Origin of the sequence: Rhodococcus sp. 15-2388-1-1a (assembly GCF_002259145.1) — a bacterium.
Classification (GTDB): Bacteria; Actinomycetota; Actinomycetes; order Mycobacteriales; family Mycobacteriaceae; genus Rhodococcoides.
The window spans coordinates 202038-217615 of the sequence record NZ_NPFP01000046.1 but is presented as its reverse complement, the minus strand read 5'-3'; the positions used below and the strand labels follow the sequence as shown (position 1 = coordinate 217615).

Sequence of the window (15578 nt, the reverse complement as noted above, 5' to 3'; positions counted from 1 at the left end):
TCTTGTCGGGTGGCGAAGTCTCGTCCGTAGGTGCAGGCTTTGCAGAACCGAAACAGTCGACGCTAGGGGTTCAGTGATGACGGTGCCTGTCCTGCAGAACTACATCGACGGGGCATTCGTGACGCCCTCGGGCACCGAGATGCTCGATGTGATCAGCCCGGTGGACGAGTCGATCGTCGCCCACTCCCCCATTTCCGACGCCGCCGATGTAGAGGCCGCGATGTCGGCCGCTGCCAGCGCATTCGAGACCTGGGGCAAGACGACGCCGGGCGAACGGCAGAAGGTGTTGCTGAAGCTCGCCGACGCCATCGAGGCGCACAGCGACGAGATCGTCGAAGCGCAGAGCCGCAACACCGGCCAGCCCAAGGCCACCATCGCCGCCGAGGAAGTCACCGTCGGTGCAGATCAGATTCGCTTCTTCGCGGGCGCGGCCCGGATGCTCGAGGGCAAGTCGGCCGGCGAGTACATGGACGGCTTCACCTCCTATGTTCGACGCGAACCGATCGGTGTCGTCGGCCAGGTGACCCCGTGGAACTACCCGTTCATGATGGCGATCTGGAAGATCGGTCCCGCGCTGGCCGCCGGCAACACCATCGTCCTCAAGCCCAGTGACACCACTCCCGAGAGCACGTTGGTGCTCGCGAAGCTGTCCAAGGGCATCGTTCCGGACGGCGTGCTCAACGTCGTCCTCGGCAACGGCGGCACCGGTGCCGCGATCGTCGAGCACAAGACTCCCGGCCTGGTGTCGATCACCGGATCCGTCCGCGCCGGCATCGCAGTGGCCGTGGCCGCCGCCAAGCAGCTCAAGCGCGCGCATCTGGAACTCGGCGGCAAGGCTCCGGCAATCGTGTTCGACGACGTCGACATCAGCAAGGCTGCAGACGGCATCGCCGAGGCCGCGTTCTTCAATGCCGGCCAGGACTGCACGGCCGTCACCCGCGTCCTGGTCCACGAGTCCGTGCACGACACTCTCGTCGAAGCGCTTGTCGCCAAGGCGAAGACACTGAAGGTCGGCCTCCCCGACGACCCCGATACCTTCCTGGGCCCACTGAACAACATCAACCACTTCGGTCAGGTGAGCGCCAAGGTCGACGGCATCGGCGCGCATGCCACGATCGTCACCGGTGGTAAGCGCATCGGCGACAAGGGTTTCTTCTTCGAGCCCACGATCATCACGGGCGTGCAGCAGTCCGACCCCATCGTGCAGGAAGAGACATTCGGCCCGGTGCTCACGGTGCAGAAGTTCACCGACGAGGCCGAGGCGATCGCACTGGCCAACGACGTCGACTTCGGTCTCGCGTCGAGCGTCTGGACCTCCGATCATGCTCGCACACTGCGTATCTCGGCAGCTCTGGACTTCGGTGCCGTCTGGGTCAACTGCCATATCCCGTTGGTGGCGGAAATGCCGCACGGAGGATTCAAGTACTCCGGTTACGGCAAGGATCTCTCGGCGTACGGCGTCGAGGACTACACCCGCATCAAGCACGTCATGAGCTCGACGGAGACCATCGCATGACCTCACCGCAGAGCACCTTCCACCCACTCGATCCCCTGTCCAGCGACGAATTCGCCACCTTGGCCGAGGTTCTCGGCCGCGATCACGGCGTCGGCGACGGCTGGCGCTATGCCTCCATCGAGTTGATCGAACCGTCCAAGCCCGAGATCGCCGCGTTCGACGAGGCCGGCACCGTACCTGCCCGTCGAGCAGTTTCGGTGGTGTTGAACCGCGCCGAGAACAGCACCTTCAAGGCCGTCGTGTCACTGGACGATCGCACCACCGAATCGTGGACGAACATCCCGGACGTGCAGCCCAACTTCACCGTCGACGAGTGGGAGGAGGCCGATGCGGCCTTGCGTGCCCACCCCGATGTGATTGCTGCCCTTGCCGATCGAGGTATCACCGATCTGGATCTGGTGTTCATGGACACCTGGACCTACGGCGAGGCGGTGACACCCGAGAAGTACAAGGGTCGACGCCTCGGCTGGTCCGACACGTGGGTCAAGGCTGCGGAGGGTGCCAATCCCTACGCCGGACCGGTGGGCGGATTCCACTGCGTGATCGACGTGAACACGATGGAATTGCTCGAGATCGAGGACACGTATCGCGTCGAGCGGCCGGAGATCATGGGCGAGTACGTCCCTCGCCATATCCCGGAGCGAATCAGGAACGCCAGCACACGCCCGCCCTTGAAGCGCCTCGAGATCACTCAATCCGACGGGCCCTCGTTCGACCTCGACGGCAACAAGTTGACGTGGCAGAACTGGTCGCTGCGGGTGGGATTCAACTATCGCGAGGGCATGACACTGCATGCCGTCAGCTACAACGACAACGGGAACGTGCGGTCCGTCGCCAATCGAATGTCGTTCGCGGAGATGGTCGTTCCCTATCGCGATCACACCGAGGATCACTATCGACGCACCGCGTTCGACATCGGCGAGTGGGGTCTCGGTTTCATGACCACGTCGCTCGAGCTCGGGTGCGACTGCCTCGGCGAGATCCGCTACCTCGATGCGGTGCTGCACAACAGCAAGGGTGAGCCGTACACGATCACCAACGCGATCTGCATCCACGAGGAAGACAACGCCGTGCTGTGGAAGCACGTCGATCACGACGCCGGGGCCGAAGTCCGACGGATGCGTCGCCTCACGGTCAGCTTCCATGCCACGGTCGCCAACTACGAGTACCTCGTCTACTGGCGGTTCTATCAGGACGGCAACATCGAGTGCGAGGTTCGCGCGACGGGCATCATGGTGGTCACCCACTTCGACGAAGGCGGCACGCACCCGTCGGGCACGCTGGTAGACAAGCGGACCTACGCGCCCTATCACCAGCACTTCTTGGTCGCCCGGCTCGATCTGGATGTCGACGGCACCCAGAACACCGTCTATGCCAGTGAGACGCAACGCGTTCCGATGGGCCCGGACAATCCCTACGGCCTCGCTCTGACTCAGGTCAACACTCCCCTGACCACCGAGTCCGAGGGCAAGCAGGATTACGACTGGAACACCCAGAAGGCGTGGAAGGTCGTCAACGACAACGTCACCAACGGCCTCGGCACCCGGCCCGCGTACAAGTTGGTTCCGGGAGCGGCGATCCCGTCGATGTTCGATCCCGCGTCGCCGATCTTCCAGCGCGCCCAGGTGATCGGGCACACCGTCTGGGTCACCCCGAACTCACCCGACGAGCGTTGGCCCAGCGGCGAGTTCGTCAACCAGAGCGGCGTCGATCACGGGCTTCCGGAGTGGACCGAAAAGGATCGCAGCATCGAGAACACCGATGTCGTCGTCTGGTACACCTTCGGCATCCACCACATCACTCGGCCGGAGGACTGGCCGGTGATGCCCGCGGACACGGTCTCGTTCTGGCTCAAGCCGTTCGGGTTCTTCGATCGCAATCCCTCGCTCGACGTCGCACCGTCGGAGCCGAAGTCGTGCCACACCGATCCCGGTAGCACCTGTCATTAGCTCGCCCAACCTCAGGGAAGGTCCGCCCATGCGTCTGATCGTGGGGTACCAGGCAACACCGAGTGGAGCGGACGGAATCGCCCTGGGCGCAACGCTCGCGCGTTCGCTGCAGGCATCGCTGGACATCTGCCTGGTGCTGCCGCAGGAGCGTCCGGTGCCGTCCAAGGCGCCGGTCGAGGCCGCGTACGACGACATACTGATCGATCGGGCCACCGGCTGGCTCGACGAGGCACTCACGCTGGTACCCGAGGATGTGCAGGCACGCGCACACCTGTTGTTCGACGAGTCCTTCGCGCAGGGTCTGCTCGACGCGGCCAGGAGTGGAGCCTGCGGAACGACCGAGGGCGACGACGAGTCCGATGCGTACATGATCGTCGTCGGTGCGGCCGGCGACGGTCTGCTCGGACGCCATTCGATCGGTACCGTCACCAGCGATCTGCTGCACGTGGCGCATGTGCCGCTCGCGCTGGCTCCGCGGGGGTATCGGCATTCTCCGCCGCAGCGCATCAGGGAGATCACCTGCGCCATCGGAAACAGGCCGGGGGCAGCAGAACTGATCGAGGCAGCCACCGACCTGTCCGTCACCGCAGAGTTGCCGTTGCGCCTGCTCTCCCTCGTTTCCGCGGACGAGCAATCGGCGCAGGGACAGGGCGGTCTCGCCAAGGCCGAGGAGGTGCTGCGCACCGTGCAAGCGGAATTGCCCGCGGGATCGGACGTGCAGTTGAAGGTGGCGGAGGGCTCCGGCATCGAGAAGGCCGCTTCTTCGCTCGACTGGCACGACGGCGATGTGTTGATGGTGGGGTCGTCTCGACTCGCCCAGCCTCACCGTCTCTTCCTGGGATCGGTTGCCGCCAAGATGCTTCGGGTCGTTCCCGTTCCGATGATCGTTGTTCCGAGAGAGGCCGGCGATGAATGAGCACAAGGTAGTGGACGTCGAGTCCAAGGGCCTGTCCGCCGGCCAGCTCGGGTTGCTCGCAAGTGTGGTCCTGGGCATCTCGACCATTGCACCCGCGTACGCGCTCACCGCGTCGCTCGGGCCGACGGTCACCGAGGTCGGGGTCCATCTGCCCGCGATCTTCATCGTCGGCTTCATCCCGATGTTGTTGGTGGCGTTGGGCTATCGAGAGCTCAACGCAGCCGAACCCGACAGCGGCACGTCGTTCACGTGGGCGTCGAAGGCCTTCGGACCGTACGTCGGCTGGATGGGCGGGTGGGGCCTGATCGCGGCAACCATCATCGTGCTCTCGAACCTGGCCGGAGTGGCCGTCGACTTCTTCTATCTCTTTCTCGCCCAGGTCACCAGCAACGACTCCTTGGCCGACCTGACCGGCAACAAGCTCGTCAACATCGTCACGTGCCTGGTGTTCATGGCGTTGGCAGCGTGGCTCTGCTACCGCGGAATGCAGGAGACCAAGCGTGTCCAGTACACGATGCTCGGCTTCCAGCTGCTGGTGATGGCGTGGTTCATCGTGGCCGCGTTCGTCAAGGTCGGTGCGGGCGACGGGGCCGAGGACATCTCGTTCAGCCTGGACTGGTTCGACCCGTTCGGCATCCCGAGCTTCTCCGCGTTCACCGCGGGCCTGTCCCTGTCGATCTTCATGTACTGGGGTTGGGACGTCTGTCTGACGGTCAACGAGGAAACCTCGGGCAGCGCAAAGATTCCCGGCCGCGCAGCGCTGGTCACGGTGTTCTTCATCATCGTTCTGTACTTGCTCACCGCAGTGGCCACCCTGCTCTTCGCCGGCACCGGCGACACCGGAAACGGACTGCAGAATCCCGACACCACCGACAACGTGTTCGCCGCCCTCGCCGGGCCGGTGATGGGTCCGTTCGCGATCCTGCTGTCCCTGGCCGTGTTGAGCAGCTCCGCCAGTTCACTGCAGGCCACGTTCATCTCGCCGGCCCGCACGTTGCTCGCGATGGGTCACTACCAGGCCCTACCGAAGCGGTTCGCCTCCATCACACCGCGATTCAGCACACCGGGCTTCGCGACGCTCGTTGCAGGCGGGGCATCGGCCGGCTTCTACGCCGTGATGCGCGTGGTGAGCGACAACGTTCTCACCGACACGATCGCCGCGCTCGGCCTGATGATCTGCTTCTACTACGGCATCACTGCATTCGCCTGTGTCTGGTATTTCCGTGAAGAGTTGTTCACCAGCACCCGCAACTTCTTCTTCAAATTCCTCGCCCCGCTACTCGGTGGCGTCGGCATGGCCGTGGTGTTCGTGCAGACCTCGGTCGATGCCTGGGATCCCGAATTCGGCAGCGGCTCATCGCTGTTCGGTATCGGCATGGTGTTCCTCATCGGCGTCGGCATCATCGTTCTCGGCATGGTCATCATGGCGGTGGTAGCACTGCGCAAGCCGGAGTTCTTCAAGGGCGACATTCTCCGCCGTGATACTCCGTCGCTGATCGTCGAGGACTGACGCTCTCCCTGGCCTTCGTCAGGGACGGGAGTGCTCGATGCCGCGCTCCTGCAGACCTTGCACGATCAGCTCGGTGACGCGCACCCAGGCGGGCCGGTCGGCCCACTGTGCCGCGAGCAGCGAGTTGGCTGTCGGGTCGTCGAGACCTCGCTCGAACGATCTTTCGAGGGCGTCACTGTCCCAGGCGTTCACCATCCACTCGACCGTGTCGTCCGCGAGCTGCTGGATCTGTGGGTCCTCGGGTTCGAGCTCGGCAGCTCGAAAGGAACGCACCATGAGTGCCAGATAGCCCGGGTCCATAAGCATGACGCCGCCGAACTCCTCCAGCCAGGGATCGAGCCTGGACCGGTAGACGGCATACGTCAGCACCCAGGCATCGCGATAGTGATCGACGACCTCGGAGTCGATGTCCGCTTCGCGCAGGTGCTCGATCAGGCCGACGATCACATCGGGAAGGACCAGCGCGTCACCGGCACGCAAGCGCCTGAGTCTGTCGCGATCCTTCTCCAGACGTTCGATTCTCTCGCTCAGGTCCGCGTCGATCTCGGCCAAGGCGAGGTCGAGTGATTCCTGCGAGGCGTCGAGTAGCTCGTGGACGCGGGCCAACGGCACACCGGCCGAGGCAAGAGCGACGACGCGTGAGAGCCGCAGGACGGCCTCCCCGTCGTAGAGGCGGTAGCCCGATGTGTTGCGCTGCGGCTCGTCCAACAGGCCCTGCTGGTGGTAGAACCGCACGGTTCGGGTCGTCACTCCCACGTAGGTTGCCAGCTCACCGATGCGCAGCATGGCGACCATTCTGGCCGATCAACCGTCCACCCGGGCAGAGTGCGGCGGCGGTTCGGTCAGCTCGCGCGCACCCGGACTCAGAACTGCGTAGGCGGCGACAGCTGTCCAACCGACTCCCATGACGACGGCTCCGAGACCGAGATCTCCGCCGACGAGCACCACCGACATCAGCCCCAACCCCATCGGACCGGCCACGAGCCCGCCCATGTTCAGCCAGCCGAGGACACGACCCCGGACGTCTGCGGGGACCTGTTCGGCCACGTAGACGTTCCAGATCGGACCGAACAGCCCGGATCCGAGACCCATCACGAGCATCCCCGCCGCGACGATCCAGAACCCGTGCAGCTGCGCGAACAGCCAGATACCGGCCGTCATCGCTGCCATTCCCGTCACGAATGTGGCCCGTCGTGATCTGGCGGCCAACACGACGAACAGGGCCGATCCCGCCAGAGCACCGACTGCGAACGCCGACATCGCCAAACCCAGCTGCCCGGGTTCGCCGATCGCGTTGAAGTGGCCGGGCAGCAGCAGACCGATCATCGGCGGGGTCACCAGGCTCGCGAGGAATGCGAAAATCAGCATCGCTCGCAACGCGGGCGTGGCACGGATCAGGTCCAGCGCACTCCCGGAGCCGGCCGTACCGGTCGTGAACGCCTGCCCCATGACCGGAACCAACGCAGTCAGCACCGCAGCGGCCGCCGACGAGGCGGCGGTGGCGGCAACGACGTCGATCGGATCCAGCACGCTCAACAGCAGGCCCGCCAGAGCCGGTCCGGCCAGGAACGCCAGCGAGAATCCCGTCTGAAAGAACCCGGCCACCGTCGTGACCGACGTTCCCGAGATCGACGCGACGTCGGCGAGCATCGCCTGACGAGCCGTCATCCCCGGAACGTCGAAGACAGCGCCCGCAACTCCCAGCACCACGAACCACGGCACCGACAACCCCACCGTCGAACTCACCACGATCAGGCCGAGTACCGCTGTGGCGCTGCCGAGATCGGAGACGACGGCCACGTTGCGTGCCCCGAATCGGTCGACCAGCCGACCACCGGCGAACGTTGCCGGTACCGCAGCTATGCCCGCGGCCGCAGCGATCAGGCCTGCCGACGACAGGCTGCCGGTCGTGGCCAGCACCAACCAGGGCAGGACGATCGTGATGGCCGAGTTGCCGAACAGCGACAACGAAGCGCCACCGATGTACAGCGGGACAGCAAGACGGATGCGATTCATGACTCGATGATCGGCATTGACGCTGCGTCAAGGTCAAGATAAACCTGCCCGACGCAGCCCTCCGAATGCAGTGTGCCAGCGTCTCGAACTGCCGGAGTATGCAACTGCTCGGCACTTCCTGATTCGGAACGCGGGCGGCCCCGTTATCTTCTTTCCACCCTCGCCTGCGGGGATGGGTCGACTGCTCCGGTATGGCTTCGGCAGCCCGGACGGAACGCACGTCTACTCGGATGTTGCGCGGGAGCGACCAATCCAACCAGCGGTGGCGACTTCCGTTGTGCGGGTGGTCGTTGTGTCAGTCGGGAACAACGAACAGGTCGTTGCTGAATGATTCGTCGAGCACCACATTGCTGAGTTCTTCGGTGCGATAGGTGCTTTCAGCGCGTAGAGGGACGCCGGTGCGGGCGTCGAAAGCGACCGTGAGTGGCCCGCCCCAGAACCCGGGCGGGAAAACAAACTCCCACGCTCGTTTGCCGCTGACCTCGGTGGGCGTCGCCTGACTGGTGGGGTCGATGACGACGTGAAACGGTGTCTCCGGCTCCCAGCGACGGTGTATGGCCAGGAGGCCCTCGGGCCAGGTGATGGGGTTGAAGGGGCCGCGGTGCCAGTGGTCGACGTGGCTGACGACCGATAGCAGTCCGTGGGCGTCGATTTGGCGTGTGCCGTCGAAGGGCGAGTACCAGAACTCGACTTCGTGGCGTTCCTTGGCACGGCCTTGGGTTTCGGAGAGCACCATCGTTGCGTGAACAGTCGCTTCGGCCGTGGATCGGTAGAGCTGATGTACCTCACCCCAGGTTGCATGGTTCCCGAGGAGCGGGGTTCGTGGGGGCAGTTCGTGAGCGTGTGGGTCCTCCGGTTCGGCGGTGGTAGGCACCATTGCGACGGTGAACACGGCGGACCGGAGTAGTTCTTTGCTCACTTCGACCCCGGTGAGTCGTTCAGCGAGGGCAAAGGATCCCTCGATGTGGAAGAACTCGGTCCTGGTTCCGTGATAGTCGTCGAGATCGATGCCACCGACTTCGGTGATCAGTGCCAACACGGTCGCAGCTTCGGCGGGTGAGGCGGCCTGAGCGCGCTCGAGGTCCCCCGTGGGGATCATCGGCTCGAACGAGACCTTGCGCTGCCCATCACGCCACCACATGAACCGCGAGAGGGCGTTGACGTTGCTGAAATGGCTGACCACCTCGTGGTGCTTGGTCACGGGGCCGAAAAGCTTGTCATCGACGCCGAGGTAGTCACTGTTCTGCTGGATCAACAGCACCCACCCCTTCCCGATGTCGGCAACGCCCACGGTCTGCACGGTCTGATCCGCGCTCGAGTCCGGTCGGACCAGCCCCAGCCTCTCGAACTCCATCGACCGTTGATTGAAGCCGGCATAGCCCACACCGGTGCGCCGCCTACCGACGGCGCCCAATGCATCCAGAACACCGACGGCGGTGGCATCACGGATCAAGCTCACGACATGTCCGTTGGATCGCCATCCGCCGAATTCTTCGTCTCTGAACCACAGGTAGTCCCGGTACGTAGTCGCCATCAATCCAGCATTGCAGAACCACCCCGCCACACTCGGCTTGCGACCGACACGAACGCCCACGGAGTTGCGAACAAGATTGAAGCACTCGAGCTCCCCCGCACCGCGCACCACCACCGGCGACCTCTGCTGCTCGTTCCCGACTAAGGCCAGTTGTGCTGACGAGCATCCTCTCTGCAGTAGAAGAACGCCGAACCGATGATCGGCAAAAGCCAAGCTGCCAGAATCGAAATCGCCGTACGCCGCGCGTTCAGAGGGGGCCCGGCAGCAGCAGACACATTGGCAGCAAGACCGAACACAGCAACACCAGAAGCAAACCGATACCCATCTTCACGAAGAATGCGTCAAATCCAGCGTCGCAGACGCCAGCGTTCACGCACTCACTGAAACCAGCTTCGGCCAGAAGAGAGCTCACAGCTTCAGGCTAGCCCGCGCACATGACTGCAGTTGCGAAGAAGATGGACGCACTCGAGTACGACAGCTGAATCCAGCTGAGCTGCAGTTACTTCCAGAGAGTCAGCCGTCGAGCATGTCCGGGTGCCCGGGATCGAATCCGGCCAGCAGCGCTCGGAGCCCGTACTCGAAGGCATCCTCGGATCGCTCGCGCAGATCTCCCGCGGTGTCCAGTGCGGCTCTCAGTTCCGGTTCCACGTCGCGGCTACTGAGCCACGGTGCCTCGGGAGCGGCCAGATCCAACGCCGAACCCAACACGTAACTGTCGAGCACAGTGATGATGCGGAGCACGTCTGCGGGCGCGAAGCCGGCGTCTGTCAGCACCCGCGCCAGCGTGTTGTACATCCCGAACGCAGCACTGCTGTTCACGGCCTGAGCCGTCAGCAGTGGAATCAGCCGCGGGTAGCGTCCATAGCTGTTTCGATAGCCGCGCGCGATCCAGGCGAGCGCCTCACGCCACGGCACACCGACCTCCGGCATCTCCACCTCGGACATCGCCCGACCCCGCAGCAACTCGATGATCTCGTCGCGTCCGGACACGTGGTTGTAGAGCGAGGACGGACTCACTTTCAGCTTCTTGGCCAGCTGAGGCATGGTGAATCCACCCGACTCTTCGACGAGAGTCAAGGCCGCCGTCGTGATGCGATCGAGGTCGAGCAGGGGTGCCGACGGTCGTCCCACAGCATTTCTCCCGTATCTGTTGCGTTCGAGGCAGACATCCACGATACTTAACGAATCACATTCGTTTTAACAGGAGATCAGCATGCTGACACTCACCAATCTCGCCGCCCCCGAGGCCCTGACCCGCACCACTCCGACCGATCGCGCGCCGCTCCGCGTCGGACTGGTGCAGCATCGCTGGAACCCCGATGCCGCGGCACTGAAAGCCGAACTGCTCGAGGCCATCTCCACAGCCGCGGACCTCGGAGCGAAGGTCGTCTTCCTGCCCGAGATCACCCTGTTGCGCTACCCCGCCGACACCCGGGCCGGGGCCAACCCCGGTAGCGAAGCCGAGGAGTTGCTGACCGGGCCCACGTTCACGCTCGCCGCCGAGGCCGCAACCGCGAACGGCATCGTGGTCCATGCCTCGCTGTACGAGAAGTCCGAGGCAGCAGACGGATTGGGGTACAACACCGCCATCATGGTCTCACCGACAGGCGAACTGCTGGCGAGAACCAGAAAGCTGCACATCCCCATCTCGGCCGGCTATTACGAGGACACCTACTTCAGGGCCGGACCGGCCGAGGACCCGTATCCCGTGTACTCCCCGGCCGAACTCGGCGGTGCCCGAGTAGGCCTGCCCACCTGCTGGGACGAGTGGTTCCCCGAGGTCGCGCGCAGTTACGCGCTGGGCGGCGCAGAGATTCTCGCGTATCCGACGGCCATCGGGTCCGAGCCGTCGTTCCCGGCTTTCGACACCCAACCGCTGTGGCAACACGTCATCGTCGGCCATGGCATCTCGAGCGGCCTGTTCATGGTGGTGCCCAATCGCTGCGGCGACGAAGGCGAGATCACCTTCTACGGCTCGTCGTTCATCTCCGATCCGTTCGGCCGCATCCTGGTTCAGGCACCCAGAGACGAATCGGCCGTCCTCGTCGCGGATCTCGACCTCGATCAGCGTCGAGAATGGTTGGAGCTCTTCCCATTCCTGTTGACACGCAGACCCGACACCTACGGTCGCCTCACCGAACCGGTGAACACCGACGCCCCGTACGGTGACGGACACCCCGCGACTCCGGTGATCAAATGACAACCACTGCAACGACGTTCACCATGCCGTCCGAGACCGCTCCGCAGGACAAGGTGTGGATGGCGTTCCCGTGCGAGGGCTACTCCCTCGGATCCGACCCGGAGGCGAAGCACGAGGCCCGCTCCACGTGGGCGGCCGTGGCGCACGCTGTCGCCGCGTTCGAGCCGGTGACCGTCGTCGTCGACCCCGCCGAACGCGCCGTGGCATCGACCTACCTCTCGCGCGACATCGACATCGTCGAAGCACCGTTGAACGACGCCTGGATGCGCGATATCGGTCCGACATTCGTTCATGCACAGGACGGTTCGGTCGCCGCCATCGATTGGATCTTCAACGGCTGGGGTGCACAGGACTGGGCGCAGTGGGACAAGGACAGCCGTATCGGCGAATTCGTCGCGAATCAGGCTGCAGTGCAGCGCATCACGTCGCCGATAGTGAACGAGGGCGGCGGCATCGCGGTCGACGGCACGGGCACGGTATTGGTGACCGAGACCGTGCAGCTCGACCCGGGCCGCAACCCCGGACTGTCGAAAGCCGACATCGAAGCGGAACTGGCACGGACCATCGGTGCGCAGCACGTCATCTGGCTGCCGCGCGGACTGACGCGCGATTCCATGCGTTTCGGTACCCGCGGACACGTCGACATCGTCGCGGCCATTCCGTCGCCGGGAACAGTGCTGGTGCATCGGCAACACGACCGGGCTCACCCCGACCACGAGGTCAGTTCACTGATCGTCGACACCTTGCGTGCCACCCACGACGGCTCGGGTGAGGACTGGAACATCGTCGAGGTGCCGGCTCCGCGGACACTGCGTGATGCCGACGGCTTCGTCGACTACAGCTACATCAATCATCTGGTCGTCAACGGCGGCGTGATCGCCTGCAGTTACGACGACCCGTCCGACGCCGACGCGGCAGCGATCCTGCGCGACGCGTACCCGGGCCGAGAGGTGGTGACCGTGGACGCGAGGCCACTGTTCGAGCGAGGCGGCGGGATCCACTGCATCACCCAGCACCAGCCTTCGGCGAGAAAGCTCGGCTGACAGTCGGGTCCTACGAGCTGCGACGAACCTCGAGCTGCTCGCCGACGGTGACGGTGTGCGCCTCGGTCACGCAGTCCAGGCGTCCGTCGAGACGCAGTGAGACGTTGTATTCACCCTGCTTGAGGTTGAACGTGGTGATGGTGATGCTGGTGGCGTTCTCGTCCACGACCACACGCCGACTCAACGACAGCATCCCGTTGTGCAGCACTTCGCACATCTGCCCCGGCAGGACGTTGTCCACGTGAACCGTGATGGTCTTCGGTCCGCCGAGAGCCTCGATCGTGGGCTGCGGCGTGCTCGATCCGACGAGTCTGAGGTAACTCTTGTCTCTGCGCACGGCCTCGACTTCCCTGTTAGCGTGCTCCACCCGAAGGTGAACGTCCGACGTGGTCTCGTTATTGGTTCGTGGCGCGATGGAAGACGGATTGGTTTCACACATCGTCATCGGCCTCGACCCGAGCCTTCCTTTACATCGGGGGCGCAACCGTCCGCGTTACGAACCCGCCTCCGACCAGCCCACCCACAGCCGCAAACATCCAGGGAATCTCGATGTCATCGGTCAGAACATACCTCCCGTACCGCGGATCTGCGAGCAGACCGTTCGAACCGATATCTTTACGTATCTTTGCACCCTGTAAAACTCCGCGCTGCTGATTCGCGGCGCCAGAATCAGTCCGTCTCCTCGAACCCCTGCAGTTCGGCCTTCTCGGCGGCGAGCTCGGCGTTGCGTACCCGCCGTCGTCGGTTTCTGATGCCCACCACCCCGGCCGCAAGCCCGATCGGCGCACCGATCGCCGCCCCGATCCACAAGGACTGCAGATTGCCGCCGTAATGGGCCAGGAGGCGAAGCGCCGCCCCCGCGCCACTGAGAAAGAAGAGCAGTCCGGCGAATGCTATCCGTGCGCGTCCAAGCTTCTGTGAGGCGTACATATCGACCCCCCGCACTTTGGCGTATCCCAACACCACGAAGGACACGGTGTTCAGCGCGAAGAACAGGCCCAGCGCCACCCACGCTCCGGTGACGCCTGCCGTGAAGGGCAGGATCGCACCGGCGATCAACCCGATCCACAGCAGTGACTGAAAGCCGACAGCCGAGGCCTCGTTCCAAGCGTCGCGTTGGAGTTCGTCGGCGTAGAACTCGTCGTCGAGGTCGCCGACGAATCGGGCTGCTCTGACGAATGCGCTCATGATTCTGCCTCTCCTTCGTTTCCGAACAGTGTTTCCACCGTCGTATCGAGTGCGCGGGCCAATCGCAGCGCCAGGTAGACGCTCGGCGCATAGTCGCCGCCTTCGACGGAGACGATGCTCTGACGACTCACCCCACAGATGCTGCCGAGTTCGGCCTGGGTGATGCGTGCCAATTTGCGATGCGCGCGAACGTTGTTCGTTCCGGGCATACCCAAAAGTCAACTCTGCTTGTCATAAAATGTCAAGAGGAGTTGTCATCTCACGGCATTTACGTCCGCGTAACGCGGGAAACAGACTCGTGACCGCAGAACATACCGACGCAATAACTTCCCTTTACTGTTCGCAATCGCGAATACAACTCCGTATACAAAACCTCCGAAAGGGCCGTAGATGCCTGCTGTCTCGAAGCGCATGTCCTTCAAGCGCGTCATGGTCGTTCCCGCAGCGCTGGCTGCATTGAGCCTGGTAGCCACCGCGTGCGGAAGCAAGGCGAGCGACACCACCTCCGCCGATGGCGGCGGCGGTTCTGCTACCTCGTGTGTCGACACCTCCGGTGACACCATCAAGGTCGGCTCGCTCAACTCCCTGTCCGGCACCATGGCGATCAGCGAAGTGACGGTGCGTGATTCGATCGCACTGGCCGTCGAGCAGATCAACGCAGCGGGCGGAGTCAACGGCAAGCAGATCGAGGTCGTCGCCGAGGACGGCGCGTCGGAGCCGACGGTGTTCGCCGAGAAGGCCGAGAAGCTGATCAGCAGCGACTGTGTCGCAGCGGTATTCGGCGGATGGACCTCGTCGAGCCGAAAGGCCATGCTGCCCGTGTTCGAGGACAACGACGCTCTCCTCTACTACCCCGTGCAGTACGAGGGACTCGAGGCGTCGGACAACATCTTCTACACCGGTGCCACCACCAACCAGCAGATCATCCCGGCCCTGGACTACCTCAAGGAACAGGGCGTCAAGTCGCTGTACCTCGTCGGTAGCGACTACGTCTTCCCGCAGACCGCCAACCGTGAGATCAAGGCCTACGCCGCCGCGAACGGCATCGAGATCAAGGGCGAGGATTACACCCCGCTCGGATCGACGGACTTCTCCACCATCGTCAACAAGGTTCGCTCGGCCGACGCAGACGCGGTGTTCAACACCCTCAACGGCGACTCGAACGTCGCGTTCTTCCGCGAGTACACCAACGCCGGCCTCAAAGCTGCTGACATGCCGGTCATCTCGGTCTCCATCGCCGAAGAGGAAGTCGCCGGCATCGGTGCGGCCAACATCGAGGGCCAGCTGACCGCCTGGAACTACTACCAGACCGTCGACAGCCCCGAGAACACCAAGTTCGTCGCCGACTACAAGGCGAAGTACGGTGCCGACAAGCCCACCTCGGACCCCATGGAAGCCGCCTACACCTCGGTCTACCTGTGGAAGAACACCGTCGAGAAGGCCGATTCCTTTGCCGTGGCGGACGTTCAGGCCGCGGCCGACGGAGTCAGCTTCGCCGCTCCCGAGGGCGAGGTCGTCATCGACGGCGACAACCACCACATCTCCAAGACCGCCCGCATCGGTGAGATCCGTGCCGACGGACTGATCTACACGGTGTGGGAGTCGCCCGAAGCGATTGCACCCGACCCGTTCCTCGAGACCTACGACTGGGCCGCAGACCTCAACTGACCACCTCCCATGTGAGTGGAACTTCGTAGCCCGCTACG

Annotated in this window: 15 protein-coding genes; 7 read left to right on the top strand and 8 right to left on the bottom strand. The window is 63.9% G+C overall.

Translation table 11 applies throughout. The annotated features are described in order from the left end of the window. Positions 1–76: 76 nt before the first annotated feature. Genes CH302_RS25895 through CH302_RS25880 form a run of 4 tightly spaced genes read left to right on the top strand, consistent with a single transcriptional unit; the run spans position 77 to position 5891 of the window. Positions 77–1516, top strand: a complete 1440-nt coding sequence (locus CH302_RS25895; protein WP_037186854.1) for a gamma-aminobutyraldehyde dehydrogenase — start codon at positions 77–79, stop codon at positions 1514–1516. Beyond that, positions 1513–3465 carry a primary-amine oxidase gene (locus CH302_RS25890; protein ID WP_037186852.1) on the top strand — a complete coding sequence of 651 codons (1953 nt, stop codon included), beginning with the start codon at positions 1513–1515 and terminating at the stop codon, positions 3463–3465. Before CH302_RS25895 ends, CH302_RS25890 begins: the two co-directional genes overlap by 4 nt. A 28-nt stretch (positions 3466–3493) precedes the next feature. Next, positions 3494–4381 carry a universal stress protein gene (locus CH302_RS25885; protein ID WP_037186849.1) on the top strand — a complete coding sequence of 296 codons (888 nt, stop codon included), beginning with the start codon at positions 3494–3496 and terminating at the stop codon, positions 4379–4381. After that, positions 4374–5891 carry an APC family permease gene (locus CH302_RS25880; RefSeq protein WP_037186847.1) on the top strand — a complete coding sequence of 506 codons (1518 nt, stop codon included), beginning with the start codon at positions 4374–4376 and terminating at the stop codon, positions 5889–5891. Before CH302_RS25885 ends, CH302_RS25880 begins: the two co-directional genes overlap by 8 nt. A gap of 18 nt (positions 5892–5909) precedes the next feature. On the opposite strand, the gene CH302_RS25875 is transcribed toward CH302_RS25880, so the two are convergent. From CH302_RS25875 to CH302_RS25860, 5 genes are all read right to left on the bottom strand, one after another. Further along, positions 5910–6677 carry a MerR family transcriptional regulator gene (locus CH302_RS25875; protein WP_176460776.1) on the bottom strand — a complete coding sequence of 256 codons (768 nt, stop codon included), beginning with the start codon at positions 6675–6677 and terminating at the stop codon, positions 5910–5912. An 18-nt stretch (positions 6678–6695) separates the two neighbouring features. Then, on the bottom strand, positions 6696–7907 hold the full coding sequence (locus tag CH302_RS25870; protein ID WP_037186845.1) for an MFS transporter: 1212 nt from the start codon (positions 7905–7907) through the stop codon (positions 6696–6698). 295 nt (positions 7908–8202) lie between these two features. Continuing rightward, the gene (locus tag CH302_RS25865; protein WP_082323518.1) at positions 8203–9441 is read right to left on the bottom strand and encodes a DUF6461 domain-containing protein; all 1239 of its coding nucleotides are present in this window, start codon (positions 9439–9441) and stop codon (positions 8203–8205) included. A gap of 247 nt (positions 9442–9688) precedes the next feature. Next, positions 9689–9853, bottom strand: coding sequence for a hypothetical protein (locus tag CH302_RS30305; RefSeq protein ID WP_155292868.1), 165 nt, complete (start codon positions 9851–9853; stop codon positions 9689–9691). A 101-nt stretch (positions 9854–9954) separates the two neighbouring features. Beyond that, the gene (locus tag CH302_RS25860) at positions 9955–10572 is read right to left on the bottom strand and encodes a TetR/AcrR family transcriptional regulator C-terminal domain-containing protein (protein ID WP_037186843.1); all 618 of its coding nucleotides are present in this window, start codon (positions 10570–10572) and stop codon (positions 9955–9957) included. An 82-nt stretch (positions 10573–10654) separates the two neighbouring features. On the opposite strand from CH302_RS25860, the gene CH302_RS25855 reads away from it, so the two are divergent. Together CH302_RS25855 and CH302_RS25850 are read left to right on the top strand one after the other, a co-directional pair. Then, positions 10655–11641 carry a nitrilase-related carbon-nitrogen hydrolase gene (locus tag CH302_RS25855; RefSeq protein WP_037186841.1) on the top strand — a complete coding sequence of 329 codons (987 nt, stop codon included), beginning with the start codon at positions 10655–10657 and terminating at the stop codon, positions 11639–11641. After that, positions 11638–12684 carry an agmatine deiminase family protein gene (locus CH302_RS25850; RefSeq protein WP_037186838.1) on the top strand — a complete coding sequence of 349 codons (1047 nt, stop codon included), beginning with the start codon at positions 11638–11640 and terminating at the stop codon, positions 12682–12684. The genes CH302_RS25855 and CH302_RS25850 overlap by 4 nt, the downstream gene beginning before the upstream one ends. 10 nt (positions 12685–12694) lie before the next feature. Here the strand turns inward: CH302_RS25850 and CH302_RS25845 are convergent, their stop codons facing one another. The 3 genes from CH302_RS25845 to CH302_RS25835 all read right to left on the bottom strand — a co-directional run bounded on the left by CH302_RS25845 (position 12695) and on the right by CH302_RS25835 (position 14081). Next, on the bottom strand, positions 12695–13021 hold the full coding sequence (locus CH302_RS25845; protein WP_141216732.1) for a hypothetical protein: 327 nt from the start codon (positions 13019–13021) through the stop codon (positions 12695–12697). 332 nt (positions 13022–13353) lie between these two features. Next, positions 13354–13872, bottom strand: a complete 519-nt coding sequence (locus CH302_RS25840; protein WP_037186835.1) for a hypothetical protein — start codon at positions 13870–13872, stop codon at positions 13354–13356. Beyond that, entirely contained in the window at positions 13869–14081 is a 213-nt protein-coding gene (locus CH302_RS25835) for a helix-turn-helix transcriptional regulator (RefSeq protein ID WP_037186832.1), read from the bottom strand. The genes CH302_RS25840 and CH302_RS25835 overlap by 4 nt, the downstream gene beginning before the upstream one ends. 181 nt (positions 14082–14262) lie before the next feature. On the opposite strand from CH302_RS25835, the gene urtA reads away from it, so the two are divergent. Further along, complete coding sequence (gene urtA / locus CH302_RS25830) at positions 14263–15540, top strand: urea ABC transporter substrate-binding protein (RefSeq protein ID WP_037186830.1); 1278 nt, start codon at positions 14263–14265, stop codon at positions 15538–15540. Positions 15541–15578 lie beyond the last annotated feature (38 nt).